A 15185-nucleotide genomic window follows, 5' to 3' on the forward strand; every position below is an offset into this window, starting at 1 on the left:
TTATAAATTCGTTGGATAAAGTGGTATACGTGTTACCCTGTGAAATGCTGTTCCGCTACCGGTAGCTATTTCAAGTTCAAACAAAACTTCCTTTGTCTTCGGATCGATTTCCATCACACGGCCTCCGGTTCCTATGCTTGTTTTTACCCCCATACCTGGGAAAAACAAAATATTACCGGTCTGCGGCAGGTATTGTACCCCCGATAAAGCTTGAGAAAATGCATTTGCACCTCTTTCCTTACCATAGGACCAAAGTTGTTGCACTGTTTTCTTGGCCGCATCAATTTTATATTCGACCACTCGGCTATAATTATTTACACCCGTTCCAAAATTGGGGATCCAGCTTCGATTATAGCCATTATCAAAGACTAAAATACGATCTTCGGAAAGTGCCACTGGTGTATGAGGGCCCCAGGGCCAGTCAAATCCCGCGATGCTTGCATCACCATTGATGACAGCAGGATCGGTAATAACTGTACCATCTTCGGCAATAGGTTTCAGCAACAACGATTGATAATTGGCACCCCAGAATTTATGTGGTGAAATCATCCATTGAGTCTGTCCTGCGTGATTAAAACGCACAATACCCTGATAACGTAAGGTCGCCAACAAGTCATTTCCTATTTCGGCAATGGAGTTGTTGTGTGCCCAGTTATTTGCCGTCTGTGAAAATGCAGGAGGAGTAATACCGTCGGGTTTTACGTAACGGGTAGTATCCAGTTGCTTGGCCAGATCCCATTCATTGACTAAACTCCCTGTTTGGGGATTCAATTCAACGATAAAGTCATTGATACGGGGTTCACCATTAACCAAACGTGCGGCTGTTTTTGTGACAGTTATTAAAAAATTTCCGTTGGCAGCCTCTGTAATTTCATGATGAAATCCAAATCCTAGTTTAGCAAGATCCCATTCCCGCTTCAGATTACCGAACATATCAATTTCCACTACCCTTTGCTGCGCCTGGTCACCCGCAATAAAAGTTCCACTTTTAGTACGTTTGAGGCCAATGGAGTAAGAGAGTCGATTTAGTTCGGGAGATGATTTGAGCTGCAGAAGCCAGCGCAATTCCCCTTCCTGATCGATCATATAAGGAAGTGAAACATCGGCTTCGCTCTGACCTGGATAATGAACCAGATTGACACCCGGTTCCATTTTACCGGCTTGGGCTTTTACAATCTTCCACCTTGGAAAATCCTGCAGACTCAATGCCGCAGTCTGGATATGTATCGTCGTTTTCCCTCTTTCATTGCCTTCCCGATCGGTAAAAATCAGATCGACAACATTATCGTGATCAGGATATAAGCCCAGCACAGGCACACTTTGTCGCGGAATATCGGTATGGCACAAATGTGTAATTGCACCCGCAGCTCCATTTTTTCCTTTCACGGTCACCTTCACACGACCATAAGTAGGTAACCACACATCAACCATCGCCGCCAACGGATTATACCCTGAGGGATTGAGCTTGATCTTTTCAATAATATAATCGAGTGATGTACCTTTCGTCGGAACGACCAATTTGGAACCGTCACTGAACGTCAGATCAGTACGCCAGCGGGTCAGTTCAGGTTCTATTCTTGAAATATCCGCCAATGGAATGTTTATACTTCCTTTTTCAAAATTGAAGATATACTCATCCACTTTCTTCGTGACGTCCAGTAGCAATTCGCCATCCTTGACCTTTACATCTAGGGAAAGCTTAGCTGTTGATTCTACTGCTGTCTCCCGATCTTTCTTACAAGAAACAAACAGCAACACTAAGGTTGCTCCATATAAGAACAAATCTGTAAAAGTACTACCTATTTTTCTCATTGCTATCATACGTTTATGTCGTTAAATTCGAGCTTCTCTAATATTCCAGCAGCAGGAATGCTGCTGCTGGAGAAAAATTTAGGTTTATGTATGCAGTATTATACTATCAATTACTGCTTTTTGGGGGACATTTTTAATTAGATAACTTGCCATGTTCAGTGTCAACCGAAGCCATACGCTATCTCACACCTATCGCCACAATGGATGCTGCTGAATTTTTGAATTTGTATTGATTTCAGCTTCTGGAATCGGTAAATAGTAATGCTTAGGCTGGAAATTATTAGCACCCTGCTTTTTATTATCGACAAAGATCTGTTTCATTTGTACTGGTGTATACCAGCGTTTTAAATCGAAAAAGCGATGTCCTTCGAAGAAAAATTCCAGCTCATTTTGTTTGATCACTTCCTTCATCAACTCATCGGCATTAGCCCATGTTTTATTTGCTAGACCCGCACGATCACGAACACGCTTCAAACTAGATGCAGCTCCGGCTGTGTTTCCATTTTTTGCACAGGCTTCGGCATGCAACAACAATACTTCAGCAAAACGGAATACGCGAAGGTTATTATTCCGGTTAGCGGCGTCATACATACTATTCGCTCCGGAGACATTTCTATAAAAGTTAGTATATTTCTTAATTAGGAAACGTCCGGTTTTACCATCAATTGCCGGGAAAGTAGGTTCACCGCGTTGACGTTTAGGTCCAGCATTGCTCCACATAAGGTCGAAAGATTGATTACCAAACCAAGCTCCATCGGTAAGCCCTGTTTCATAATCAGAATATTTCCAAAAGAAACTCGTATACATTCTTTTATCAAAGCGCGTGTCAGAGCCTGCAGGACGCTCTTCGGAAATAAAATCACGAACGACAGCTGCCCCCGGCATTAATTTAAACCAAGCACCTGTACCATCTGGTCCAGCAAAATTAGGTAGAACAAACCCCATTGCACAAGAAGCACAATCTACACCCCAATTTCCATCTCCTCCAAATTTGCTATCGTAGACTATTTCCCAAACTGACTCTTTATTAAGCTTGGTTGTTTCCTTGAAATTATCTTCAAAATTAGTCGTCAAATCGTAAGTATAGGGTGCTGTCAATAAGGTTTTCAGTTCGGCTTCCGCCTCAGCATACTGCTTGGTGTATACAAGTGCCTTACCTAGATAGGCAATCGCTGCCCCCTTTGTAATTCGGCCAGCTTCGGCTGCAGATCGTGTTAGCGGTAGATTGTCCTTCGCTATTTTAAAATCTGCAATAACCTGTTTCCATACTTCGGCTTCGGCAGCGGAAGGCTTGCTCGCACCATCTGGATCATCATCTGTTGGCAACAATCTCAAAGGCACATCACCATAATTTGCGGCCAGCAGGAAATAATACATTCCTCTTAAAAAGCTCGCTTCCCCGATCAATTCCTTCTTCCTGTTTTCATCCATCGAAACACGTGGAATATTTTTCAAAAATACATTCGCTCTGTTTATCCCATTATATAAGCTACCGAAATCGCTCTCTGGTGTACCTGCCGAATTGAGAAAATTGATATATTCCCAGGTAAATGCTTCTTCACCACTGAGAAACCACATATCATCCGCCCTATTCATCGTTTGATAACCACCATATGCTCCGTAATAGCCTGACATTTGTGAGCGAATTGGCGAATAAATAGTAGCCATGGCAGATTGAGCATCGGATTCAATTCTCCAATAGGTTTCCTCAATAGGTAAATTAGGATTGGTGCGATCCAAAAAATCTGACTTGCAACCTCCTAAGAACAACAAGGACGCTGCTATAACCGTATATTTTTTTATTGAAAAGTTCATCTATATCGTATTTAAAACATAAAATTTATTTATATAACAGATCGATTATCCGTTAAAAATTAGCTTGGACACCAAACATAATGGTTCGTGCCAATGGAAAACGGCCATGATCTGTACCAGCTGTTAATACACCCGATGGTGTTCCATTATCACCATTACTTTGACCTAAATCTGGTGTATAGCCTTTATATTTTGTCACTGTAAACAAATTGTCCCCAGCCAGAAATACGCGTGCATTTTTCAAAGTAGCCTTACTTAGCCATTGGGCTGGCAATGTATATCCTACTTCAATAGTTTTTAAACGGAAGAAAGCTCCGCTCTCAATCCAACGGTCACTGACCCGGCGCTTATTGTCATTTGGATCCTGTCTAGTGTAACGAGGAATGTCGGTATTCGTATTGCTGGGTGTCCAAGACTCTAATAAACGAGCGGAATGATTATTCACTTCGTTGGTTTGTTCCATGCGAGCTCGTGTATAATTATAAATCTTATTACCGTACATACCATCAAAAAAGACAGCCATATCGAATCCTTTATAATCTAGACCTCCTCGAATACCATAGGCAAGACTTGGAAAAGGGCTACCAACATACTGGCGGTCATTATTGTCGATACGACCATCTTTGTTATAATCTACAAATTTGATGTCCCCGGCAGCAGCATTTGGTTGAATTACTTTGCCATCTGCTGATTTATAGGCTTGTGCTTCTGCATCTGACTGGAAAAGTCCATCGGTTTGAATCACCCAGAAACCGCCAATTGGATAACCAACTTTGGCCCAAGTAATTGTTCCCTCACCTTGTGGATTATAGCCACCAAATTCCTGAACATTACCTACTGTAACTGCTTTCACTTTATTTTTCACCGTAGAAGCATTCACGCCAATGTTATAGTTCAATTCTCCAACAGAATTCTTGTATGTCGCTAATAACTCAAAACCTTTATTGCTAATTGTTCCCGCATTCATTACTGGTGTTCCTTTAAGTCCAGCGGAAGGAGGTTGATTGATACCTAAAAGAATATTCTTGGTCTCACGTACGTAATAATCAGCACTGATGTTCAATTTCTTTTGCATAAATGCTAAATCCAATCCAATATTGCTTGTCGCAGTTTCTTCCCAAGTCAGGTTTCGAGGCGAAACCCAGTTAATGCCTGTACTTGCTCCCTGCCACCAGGTACCACCTTGTAAGTAATTGATACCGTAAGTAGTTATCCGTTGTGTAGTGTAATTTGCAATTTCCTGATTACCTAGTCGACCATAACTAGCACGTAGTTTAAATTCATTAACTGTACCTTTTGCTGTTTCGAAGAATTTCTCATTCATCACATTCCAGCCCAAAGCGATAGACGGGAATACCCCATATCGTGCTCCATCTGCGAATTTGGAAGAACCATCGCGACGTATTGTAGCTGTAAGTAGGTAACGGCTATCATAACTATACATTATCCGTCCAAATTGAGAGATCAATGCAGCCTCATTTAGGCTTCCAGAAGTCGTTTGTTCTGTTGGAGAAGCGGCATCAATAGCATCAGTCCCCAATGGGAGATTATTTCTTCCCACACCAAAACCTCGATTCGTATTTTCCTGTGCGGAATAACCCGCTAAAGCTGAAATAGTGTGTTTGTCAAACGTGTTATCGTAATGTAATGTATTTTCGACTAACCATTGATTGTTAAAAAATGCGCTTTCATTGAGAAAAGATTTACGCACATCGGTACCATAGGTATAGGCATCCCCTTTATTATAATTTCTGCCAGTTGTCTTGTTAACCCCAACATTTAATTTATATTTCAGTCCTTTAACAAATAAATCTACTTCAGCATATCCATTGAGCATAAGATCTGTCTGATATACATGTCGGTTAAATAGGTTCAAAACCCCCACTGGATTGTCCAAGTTCTTCATCCACGGAGCATAAGTAGCATATCCTCCAACTAAATTGGCATCATAAATAGGTACCAGCGCGTTTTGTCGTAAGATATCTGTAATGGTCAGGTCTGAAAATTTTCGGTCACCTGATTTTATCAAAAAGGTATTTCCTACCCGTAAGTGGTTGTTAAAAAAACTGAAGGTATTTTTTGTACGTAAATTGAATGCTTTATAACCGGTAGTCTTCAAAATACCTTGTTGATTTAAATAACCTCCGGACACACTATAGGTAGACTGTTCTCCCCCACCCGAAATATCTAGGTTGACCTTATTAACTGGGGCTGTATGAAATACCTCGTCTTGCCAATTTGTATTCGTATTCAGATTTTGCGCTTCCGTTGGTAGATACCCGTTATCCTGTTGAAACTGTTTCCATTGTGGGCCATCCATCAAATCCATTTTTTTAGGAAGACTTTGAATACCCGTGTATGCATTTACGCTTAAAGTCGCTGGAGTTGCTTTTCTACCGCCTTTTGTGGTAATGATAACAACACCATTGGCCGCCCGAGATCCATAGATCGCAGCCGCTGAAGCATCTTTCAAAACTTCCAGTGAAGAAATATCATTGGGATCGACCATATTGATATCGCCAAATACCCCATCAATGACATAAAGAGGTGCATTATTCCCCATAGAACTTAGGCCACGGACATTAATACTCATACCTGCTCCTGGCGTTCCGCTAGCACTAGATACCGTTACCCCTGCAACTCTTCCCTGCAAAGCACCTGCCGCGCTTTTGGCTAAGTTTGCCTGTAGATCTTTTCCTGTAACAGATGCTACAGCGCCCGTCAGATCACTTTTTTTCACTGTACCATATCCAATAACAACAACTTCATCCAAGTCGGTTCCTGATTGAAGCACAATACTATAAGTTGATGCATCATTGACAAGAATCTCCTGTTCCTTCATCCCCACATAGGTAATTTTTAAGGTTTTCCCTTTCTGAACATCAAGCGCAAACGAGCCATCAGCATCAGTTTTTGTCCCCCCGGTGCTACCTTTGATGTTTACCGTGGCCCCCGCCACGGGCTTATTATCTGCATCAAGGACTTTCCCCCTTACTTTTTGGGATTGTTGTGCCCAAGCAAATGTGCCATAAGCCGAAAGTAAAAGCAGTAGAGCTGTTTTTCTCATATTTTGTGTATTTAAGGTTTACAATAAATAGATAGATTGTATATAATATGTCTATACTTAATTGGGTATACTATTATTGGTCTATAGAACGAAATTAGAGAAAAGGAAAAGTCGGGAATAGCAAGATCAGGTCATTTGTATTGCACTTTTACTTCATATTTCAGGTAAATGGGCTTTAACAAAAACGAACGCAAACGATTGCGCGCTCCTAAAAGGAAAGGCGATTTAGGAAAATATGCGCTGGCTCAGTGAAAAATTCAATACACTGAAAAACAACACATTAAAAACAACACAACAATAATTCGTTGAACTCTGAAGTCATTTCTATTGAATTATTCCACAGTATTGAACAACACTATGCAATCGTTTATCAGGCAATATGGTCATTGTCAGACAAATTACCTTTGCTTGCCCATTGCTATCATTATGCTAAAAAAAATGTACTCAGAATCTGAGTATAAGAGTAGGTTGCGGCCAGATCGCTAGATAATCATCTGCTGCTTCCGCAGGCTATTTCTGTATTCAATCGGGGTTATTCCCTTTTTCTTCTTGAATACACGGTAGAAATAAGAAACACTATTAAAACCACATTGCTCGACAATATCAGCAATTGGAGTCTCCTCTTTTAACAGCCGAACGGCCATATTGATCCGGAAGTCAAGTAAGTAGTCTGTAAAATTCAATGTTGTAGCTGATTTCAGGAAGCGAGAGAAGGTCGATTTGCTCATGTTCATAATTGCTGCCACCATAGGCAGACTCAATTCCTTGTTGATATTCGCAACAACATATTCCTGTAAGCGTCCCATAAGCAACTCACTATTGCTCAAGACAGAATTTGTCGCTGTCGATAATACACGGATGTCCTCACCTTTTGATAATTCATAAAGCAGGACAAGCAACTTCATGACTGAATAAAACCCATCACGCTCCAAGGTCAATATGCGAAGCAAAGGAAGCACCCGGTCAACTGTATCTTTACCGAATACAACACCGCGCGATGCTTTTGACAAAAGCTGCTGTATACTTGCAAATTGCTTTTTGTCTAGATATTGATCAATAAGTGAAGGGTGAAACTGTATCGTAATTTCATGGATATCATTCGATTGACATTCACCATCTTTCCAGGCATGTTCAAGCTCCGGACTCGCAATCAGTACCAGATCCTGCTCACCGATCGTTTCTACAGAATTACCAATGATACGCTGGGCACCCGAAGCCCCCTCCACATAGTTGAGCTCATATTCAGGATGGATATGTACCGGAAAAGTGAAAGAAGATTTTCGCCTGTCAAAGACCACAAAGCAATCATCAGAGGACAATGGTGATTTTTCTCGAAATATATCAGGTCTCATAATCAGTTCTTTTTTCCCTTTGGTAAATTACCCAAACTTAACTAAAATTATATGCATAATCAATGTTTTCTTCCTGTCAAGAAACATTTCAACTCAGCAACAATACACTGGTTTTACCTATTGTCTCCCAGGAATTCAGGTATTGATCATCAACTTACAACACAGCACAAACGCACTACCCTACATTTTATACAGTCAGAAAGTACCTGATGAGACTTTATTCTCCTTATAGGATAGTTAAAAAAATAGGCTGTCTTGAGACAGCCTATTTTTTCTGAATTGTCGTTTTTTATTGATTCTATTTTTCCATTAAGGCATCAATGATCTCCCTATAGCCGATTTATGGATCAGAAAGAACCTTCAGTCAATTTTCATAATGGCTGGTACTCGCCAAAGCATGCAGGTTTTATCATTCAAATACAACGACTAGTTCTTTAAGTATTTTTCAAGGAATTGATCCTGCTCCCATAGGAGGTGAAAGATATTCTCCTTCGCGACATAACCATGGGCCTCACGCGGCAAAATCACCATGCGCACAGGAGCACCCAAATTCTTTAGGGCCTGAAAATAACGTTCCGTTTGTAGGGTAAATGTTCCTGGATTATTGTCCGCTCCACCATGAATGAGCAGCAATGGCGTCTTCATCCGATCAGCACTGACAAATGGAGACATCGTCATGTACAGCGCTGGGTCATCCCAAAAGTTACGTTGCTCACTTTGGAAACCAAATGGTGTTAATGTCCTATTATAAGCTCCCGAACGCGCTATCCCAGCTGCAAATAATTTTGAATTAGACAATAAGTGTGCAGTCATAAAGGCTCCATACGAATGCCCGCCCACAGCAACCTTTTTTCGATCAATATAGCCCAGTTTATCTACGGCATTAATTGCCGCTTCTGCATTAGCCACCAATTGCTCAATAAAGCTATCATTCGGTTCTTTCTTTCCTTCCCCTACAATCGGAAATGCGGCATTATCCAAGACCGCATAGCCTTTTGATACCCAATAAATAAATGATCCATAGCTTGGAAAAGTAAATTCCTTTGGGTTCGCCGTGCTTTGACCAGCTGTATTTTTGTCTTTATATTCCCTTGGATAAGCCCAAATCAATAAGGGTAATTTCTCCTTTTTATTCAGATCATAGCCAGCCGGCAGATATAATGTACCCGAAAGCGCTACCCCATCCTTACGTTTATAGTTTAAGATTTCTTTATGAACTTTTTCAAGTGATTTAAATGGATTTTCCAATGTTGTCAATGCAACCTGTTTGCCTGATTTCATGTTTTTCAGGTAATAATTTGGATAGACTGATGCCGATTGAAGCGAGATCAACAATTCGCCGGTTTTTGGATTGACAATCTCTCCAATCCGTTCCTGTAGCTCCGAGGCCGCTGCCGTATATAAACGTTTTTTCTTTAACGTTTGCAAATCCAACTCTTCCACAAAAGGAAACTCACCTTCTTTGGTAAAACCCTTACCCACAAACAAAGTTTTGTCCTTTTCAATATACATACTGTATGTTCCGAGCGCATTTTTTTGCTGATATACTGTACCCGGATCATTATAGACATCTTGGCTATTGCGATCATGCAACAACTTGGATTCACCTGTGGAAGGATTGACAACAAAGGTTTTCGCATTACGGGTATCATACCATTGCGAATAAACCAATGCATATTTATCGTTACCCCAAACAACCCCAGCATAGCGATCCTTAGTTTTGAAAATCAGCTTCCCCGCACCTGTATAAGGGAAGTCCAATGTATAAAGTGCATCGCGAAATTCTGCAGGTTTGTTGGCATCACCACCATCCAGCGCTTCAACATAAGCTAAGGTTGCCGGCTGGTCATCACGCCATTGCAAAGAACGTCTGCCCGGACGTGTAGAAGAGAATCCTTTAGGCATGACCTCCGTTAGTGGTACTTCATTAACCAGTGCAATCTCTTTTCCAGATAGATCATAGACCCGCGTCTGCTGTGGAAAACGTGAGGCTGGTACCACATAAGAATAAGGCTTTGTGATTGTTGTTACCATGACATAAGCACCATTCGGCGAAAAAGATACTCCTGTATAAATACCTTTATCTTTAAAATTGGAAATTGTACCCTCCAAATCCACAAACTGTAAATTGGACTGTACCAATGTTTCAAAATTCCGTTCGTCCTGTGGATTCTTCAATAAATCTTGGTATGTCCTAAGTTGGGATACTTTACCATCGCTTGTGGACACCACCGGTCCTGTTGGCAGATCCTTGGCAGGATCTAATAAAGCATTTTTTTCCTTTGGCAGCGCCGTTATAATCAATCGTGTTGAACTGCCCAACCATTGAAAAGGAGCATCCAATGTTGCATTCAGATTATAAGCTGTCAACTGTTTCGCTGTCCGTGTTGTTAAATCCAATACAAACAGTGCAGTTCCAGATTCATTTGTATTGGTAAATGCCAAGCGGTTATTATCTGGGGAGAATGCAAAATTTGACAAAGAGGGGTTTTCTGGCATTCCAACAAACACCGTTTCTTCTAATTGTTCTCCGATTTTCTTCAGGCCAATCTTATTGTAAAAGACTGTTGAACTTTCCATATTTGTACGCGGATTGATACGCAATCCGGCCAATTTCATTTCTTCCTGTCCCAGTTCCTCCAAGCTCTTATAGGTCGAACGGTAAGTGAATAACATCCACTTGTTGTCACTTGACATTTTTATTTGGGGCGGTCGAATAAAATCGGCCAAAGCCAAAATTTCGGAAGTCGGTTTTTGGAACGTGATATTCTCTTGCGCTTGTGCTTTTAGAGACAATAATAGCAAGAGACCATAGCATAGCTTCTTCATAAATATATTTTGCAAATTAGGGCAATAAAATGTAATAAATTTATGAAAAAAAACCAAGTATTGTAGCCGTTTTATGACACTAAAATTAAACTTAAATTGTTTCGTAAAAAACAGGTAAAATTTCTTGATTTAAAGTTATCCACATTCATATCTACCACTACACCAAGTACTTAACACAACCAACAAGCAGTAAACGCATCCTATGACAAACTTTTACCCAAAATGTGGAAAAGTCAAACTACCGCTTCGCAAGAAAATATATGATATTTGTTAAGCTAATGAAAGAATTGGCAATTCAACGAAGTAACAACCTTTCTTTTTCTACGAAGATTGGATAAAAAAAATAAACATACAAACATGGCAAGAATTATCAAATTTGAGAAAAACGATTGTGCTCCTTGTGCACAAGTATCGGCTTATTTGGATCAAAAAGGTATCCAATATGAAACGGTTAATCCTTTTGATGAACCTGACTTGGCCGCAAAATTCAAAATCCGTACGGTACCAACAGTAATCGTAGTGGAAGATGAAGAAATTCAACACCGTATCATTGGCTTTAAACCAGAAGAATTGGCTGCCATTGCACTTTAATAAATCGAGGGTATCATTAAATTAAAGACAGCAGTATGATACACATTTATTACGATTCCAGAACGGGTAACGTACAGCGTTTTATGGATAAAGTCGCACAGATCACTGGCTGGCAGATCCATAAAATTAGCGCTGACCTTGAGGTAAATCAGCCGGGCCATTTGGTCACATTTACCACGAATTTTGGACAGGTGCCCGAAAACACAAAAGAATTCATGAAACGAGAAGCTAAAAATATCTATTCCGTAACTTCCAGTGGCAACCGCAACTGGGGACCAAATTTCGGTCTGGCAGCTGATCGTATTTCACAGGATTTCGACATTCCATTGGCATTCAAATTTGAACTGTCCGGAACAATGGAAGACATAAACCAATTTATTGACATCTTAAAGAACTTTTGCGATGGTAGCAAACGAAGTAGCAAAAAACTGGATATTGCTTAATAATGAAATCATGATTAAGCATGATGACGAGTTCAGCTTACATAAAGATAAAGAAGCTGTTCGCGCATATTTCCTGGAATATGTAAATAAGAACACGGTGTTCTTTTATACATTGAAAGAAAAAATAGACTATTTGATAGAGAACAACTATTATATTGATTTTTACCAATGGTTTACATTTGAAGAAATAGAAGAGGTATTCAATTATGTGTATGCCAAAAAATTCCGTTTCGAATCCTTTATGGCAGCCTTTAAATTTTTCCAGAGCTATGCGCTTCGCGACGACTCTGGTGAAAAATTCTTGGAGCGCTATGAAGACCGTGTGGTCGCAGTATCCCTATTCTTAGCACGCGAAGAAGGTGTGAAAAAAGCGATAGAATACGCCGAGATCATGATCAACCAAGAGTACCAACCTGCTACACCAACATTCTTGAATGCAGGTAAAAAACGCTCTGGGGAATTGGTATCCTGCTTCTTGGATGAAATTGGTGACAACCTGAACGGTATCGGTTATGCGGTTGATTCAGCCATGAAATTATCCTCTATCGGTGGCGGGGTTTCATTCAATATCTCTAAAATCCGTGCACGTGGCGAAGCGATCAAAGGTGTTGAAGGCCGTGCAGGTGGTGTACTTCCGATCATGAAAATCATGGAAGATACCTTCTCTTATGCAAATCAATTAGGACAACGTCCTGGTGCTGGAGCAGTATACTTAAATATCTTCCACTCTGATATTGAAGAGTTCCTTGATTGTAAAAAAATCAATGTGGACGAAAAAGTACGTATCAAGTCACTTTCAATCGGTATTATCGTTCCGGATAAGTTCATGGAACTAGCGGAGAAAGATGAGCCTTGCTATTTGATCTACCCACATACGGTGATGCAAGAGTATGGACAATTCTTGGATGAAATGGATATGGACAAGATGTACGATGAGTTGATCACCAATCCAAATGTCAAAAAGAAAAAAATCAACGCACGTCACCTGTTGGTTAAGATCGCACAAACACAAAAAGAATCAGGTTACCCTTATATCTTCTTCAAAGAAAACACCAATCGTGTACATGCTTTGAATGAAATTGGTCAGGTGAAATTCTCCAATCTATGTACTGAGATCATGCAGGTATCACAAGTATCCGATATCGAGATCTACGGTAAACAAGATACGATCCGTTACGGCATCTCCTGTAATCTTGGTTCGTTGAATATCGCTACGGTGATGGACAACAAACGCATCAAAGAAACAGTGAAAACAGCAATGCGTGCGCTAACAGTGGTCACTGATGTAACCAACATCGATATGGTACCTTCAATTGCAAAAGCAAACCGCGAATTGCACTCTGTAGGACTTGGTGCGATGAACCTACACGGTTACCTTGCGAAAAGCTTTATCATGTACGAATCTAATGAAGCCTTGGATTTTGCCAATACGTTCTTCATGATGATGAACTACTATTCATTGGAAGCATCCATGGAAATTGCCAAAGAACGTGGAAAAACATTTGTTGGATTTGAGAAATCAGCCTATGCAGATGGCACTTATTTCAATAATTACATAAACCGTGATTACATTCCAAAAACAGCTAAGGTAACAGAGTTGTTTGAAGGTATACACATTCCAACTGTTGAAGATTGGTTAGAATTAAAAGCAAAAATCAAAGAATATGGTATCTACCATGCATACCGTTTGGCGATTGCTCCAAATCAATCAACTTCCTATATCATGAATGCGACAGCGTCGGTCATGCCAATTGTGGATATTATTGAAGTGCGTGAATATGGTGATAGTACAACTTACTACCCAATGCCATATTTGACAAACGATAACTATTTCTACTTCAAATCGGCTTATGATATGGATCAGTTCAAAGTATTGAAATTGATTTCGGTCATCCAACGTCATATCGACCAAGGGGTATCTACAATTTTGCATACCAATTCGAAAGACTCCACAAGAGATTTGTCTAGATATTACATCTATGCACATAAATTGGGATTAAAATCCCTTTATTACACACGGACAAGAAAATCGACCATCGACGAATGTGTCTCTTGTTCAGCCTAATCTTGAGATTTTTGTATTTGGATATATAATGTGAATAGGTCAAAAGTTGCCAAATTATCGGCAACTTTTGGCTTAATCAACAGATCAGAAATTCAAATACATGATAATAAATGCCTAATACTTTAAAATAAAAATGAGTAAAACATATAAAGCTGTCAATTGGAATACTCCTGAGAACGATTATGTATTGATGTTCTGGGAACAAAACATTCGTCAATTCTGGATTGACACTGAATACATTCCATCAAAAGATATCGATAGTTGGAAACGTATCAGCCCAGAAATGAAAGATGCCTATAAAAAAGCATTAGGTGGTTTGACCCTGTTAGATACCTTACAGAGTCATACAGGTATGCCAAAAATCATCGACCACATAGATACTTTACAGAATAAAGCTGTATTATCCTATATGTGTATGATGGAGGCCATTCACGCGAAATCATATTCTACTATTTTCACAACGGTTTCAACGACAGCTGAAATCAATGATATCTTCGAGTGGGTTCAACAAAATAAATACCTACAGTACAAAGCGCAGATGATTGACGGTTATTACCGTGCTATCGATAAAGAAGATGCCTCCGATGAGGAGATCTACATGGCTATGGCTGCTTCCGTATTATTGGAATCTTTCTTGTTCTATTCGGGATTCTTCCTACCATTGTGGTTATGTGGTCAAGGTGAAATGGTTGCTTCTGCCGATATCATCAAGAAAATCGTTGCTGACGAATCTATTCACGGTGTATTCGTAGGATTGATGGCACAGGATCAATTCAAAAAATTAAAAAATCAAGATCAGGTAAAAGCACGTTTCTTGGCTTTACTTTATAACTTGTATGAAAACGAGTTGAAGTATACAGAAGAGATCTACACTGAGGTAGGCTTGACTGCTGAGGTGAAAGAATATGTTCGTTACAATGCAAACAAAGCATTGATGAACTTAGGTTTTGATCCGATCTTTGAAGTAAAACAAGTCAACCCAATTGTATTGAATGGCTTGAATACAGAAACGACACAACACGACTTCTTCTCTAAGAAATCGACAAACTACGAAAAAGCGACAGAGATCGTCCATCTAAAAGATGATGACTTCAAAATGGATGTAGTTGTTGATATATAACGATTATCAATAGTTCCAATAAAAAATCCCCAGAAGCGAAAACTTCTGGGGATTTTTTATTTCTGCATTGTCTGCTTTTTATTTTTCACCA

Annotated in this window: 9 protein-coding genes; 4 read left to right on the forward strand and 5 right to left on the reverse strand. The window is 39.9% G+C overall.

What is annotated here, in order from left to right:
- The 5 genes from ABFX33_RS21595 to ABFX33_RS21615 form a co-directional block, all read right to left on the reverse strand.
- The gene (locus tag ABFX33_RS21595; protein ID WP_346088181.1) at positions 1-1812 is read right to left on the reverse strand and encodes an aryl-sulfate sulfotransferase; all 1812 of its coding nucleotides are present in this window, start codon (positions 1810-1812) and stop codon (positions 1-3) included.
- Positions 1813-2001: 189 nt separating this feature from the next.
- The gene (locus ABFX33_RS21600) at positions 2002-3627 is read right to left on the reverse strand and encodes a RagB/SusD family nutrient uptake outer membrane protein (protein WP_346088183.1); all 1626 of its coding nucleotides are present in this window, start codon (positions 3625-3627) and stop codon (positions 2002-2004) included.
- 52 nt (positions 3628-3679) lie between these two features.
- A complete protein-coding gene (locus ABFX33_RS21605; RefSeq protein ID WP_346088184.1) occupies positions 3680-6694 on the reverse strand; it encodes a SusC/RagA family TonB-linked outer membrane protein in 3015 nt (1004 codons plus the stop codon).
- A 482-nt stretch (positions 6695-7176) separates the two neighbouring features.
- Entirely contained in the window at positions 7177-8046 is an 870-nt protein-coding gene (locus ABFX33_RS21610; RefSeq protein ID WP_120260223.1) for an AraC family transcriptional regulator, read from the reverse strand.
- 426 nt (positions 8047-8472) lie between these two features.
- Positions 8473-10875, reverse strand: a complete 2403-nt coding sequence (locus ABFX33_RS21615) for a S9 family peptidase (protein ID WP_346088186.1) — start codon at positions 10873-10875, stop codon at positions 8473-8475.
- 357 nt (positions 10876-11232) lie between these two features.
- On the opposite strand from ABFX33_RS21615, the gene ABFX33_RS21620 reads away from it, so the two are divergent.
- From ABFX33_RS21620 to nrdF, 4 genes are all read left to right on the forward strand, one after another.
- Positions 11233-11466 carry a thioredoxin family protein gene (locus tag ABFX33_RS21620; protein ID WP_257087106.1) on the forward strand — a complete coding sequence of 78 codons (234 nt, stop codon included), beginning with the start codon at positions 11233-11235 and terminating at the stop codon, positions 11464-11466.
- A gap of 35 nt (positions 11467-11501) precedes the next feature.
- Positions 11502-11909: a class Ib ribonucleoside-diphosphate reductase assembly flavoprotein NrdI gene (nrdI, locus tag ABFX33_RS21625; RefSeq protein ID WP_120260225.1), complete on the forward strand. Its 408-nt coding sequence runs from the start codon at positions 11502-11504 to the stop codon at positions 11907-11909.
- Positions 11869-13974 carry a class 1b ribonucleoside-diphosphate reductase subunit alpha gene (nrdE, locus tag ABFX33_RS21630; RefSeq protein ID WP_346088188.1) on the forward strand — a complete coding sequence of 702 codons (2106 nt, stop codon included), beginning with the start codon at positions 11869-11871 and terminating at the stop codon, positions 13972-13974. The genes nrdI and nrdE overlap by 41 nt, the downstream gene beginning before the upstream one ends.
- A 133-nt stretch (positions 13975-14107) precedes the next feature.
- A complete protein-coding gene (gene nrdF, locus ABFX33_RS21635; protein WP_257087099.1) occupies positions 14108-15094 on the forward strand; it encodes a class 1b ribonucleoside-diphosphate reductase subunit beta in 987 nt (328 codons plus the stop codon).
- The last annotated feature ends 91 nt before the right edge of the window (positions 15095-15185 follow it).

Origin of the sequence: Sphingobacterium ginsenosidimutans (assembly GCF_039536865.1) — a bacterium.
Lineage (GTDB): Bacteria > Bacteroidota > Bacteroidia > Sphingobacteriales > Sphingobacteriaceae > Sphingobacterium > Sphingobacterium detergens.

Coding starts and splice junctions, on each gene's coding strand:
- nrdE (WP_346088188.1), top strand. CDS start 11,869: ATGGTAGCAAACGAAGTAGCAAAAAACTGGATATTGCTTAATAATGAA.
- nrdI (WP_120260225.1), top strand. CDS start 11,502: ATGATACACATTTATTACGATTCCAGAACGGGTAACGTACAGCGTTTT.
- ABFX33_RS21595 (WP_346088181.1), bottom strand. CDS start 1,812: ATGAGAAAAATAGGTAGTACTTTTACAGATTTGTTCTTATATGGAGCA.
- ABFX33_RS21600 (WP_346088183.1), bottom strand. CDS start 3,627: ATGAACTTTTCAATAAAAAAATATACGGTTATAGCAGCGTCCTTGTTG.
- ABFX33_RS21610 (WP_120260223.1), bottom strand. CDS start 8,046: ATGAGACCTGATATATTTCGAGAAAAATCACCATTGTCCTCTGATGAT.
- nrdF (WP_257087099.1), top strand. CDS start 14,108: ATGAGTAAAACATATAAAGCTGTCAATTGGAATACTCCTGAGAACGAT.
- ABFX33_RS21615 (WP_346088186.1), bottom strand. CDS start 10,875: ATGAAGAAGCTATGCTATGGTCTCTTGCTATTATTGTCTCTAAAAGCA.
- ABFX33_RS21620 (WP_257087106.1), top strand. CDS start 11,233: ATGGCAAGAATTATCAAATTTGAGAAAAACGATTGTGCTCCTTGTGCA.
- ABFX33_RS21605 (WP_346088184.1), bottom strand. CDS start 6,694: ATGAGAAAAACAGCTCTACTGCTTTTACTTTCGGCTTATGGCACATTT.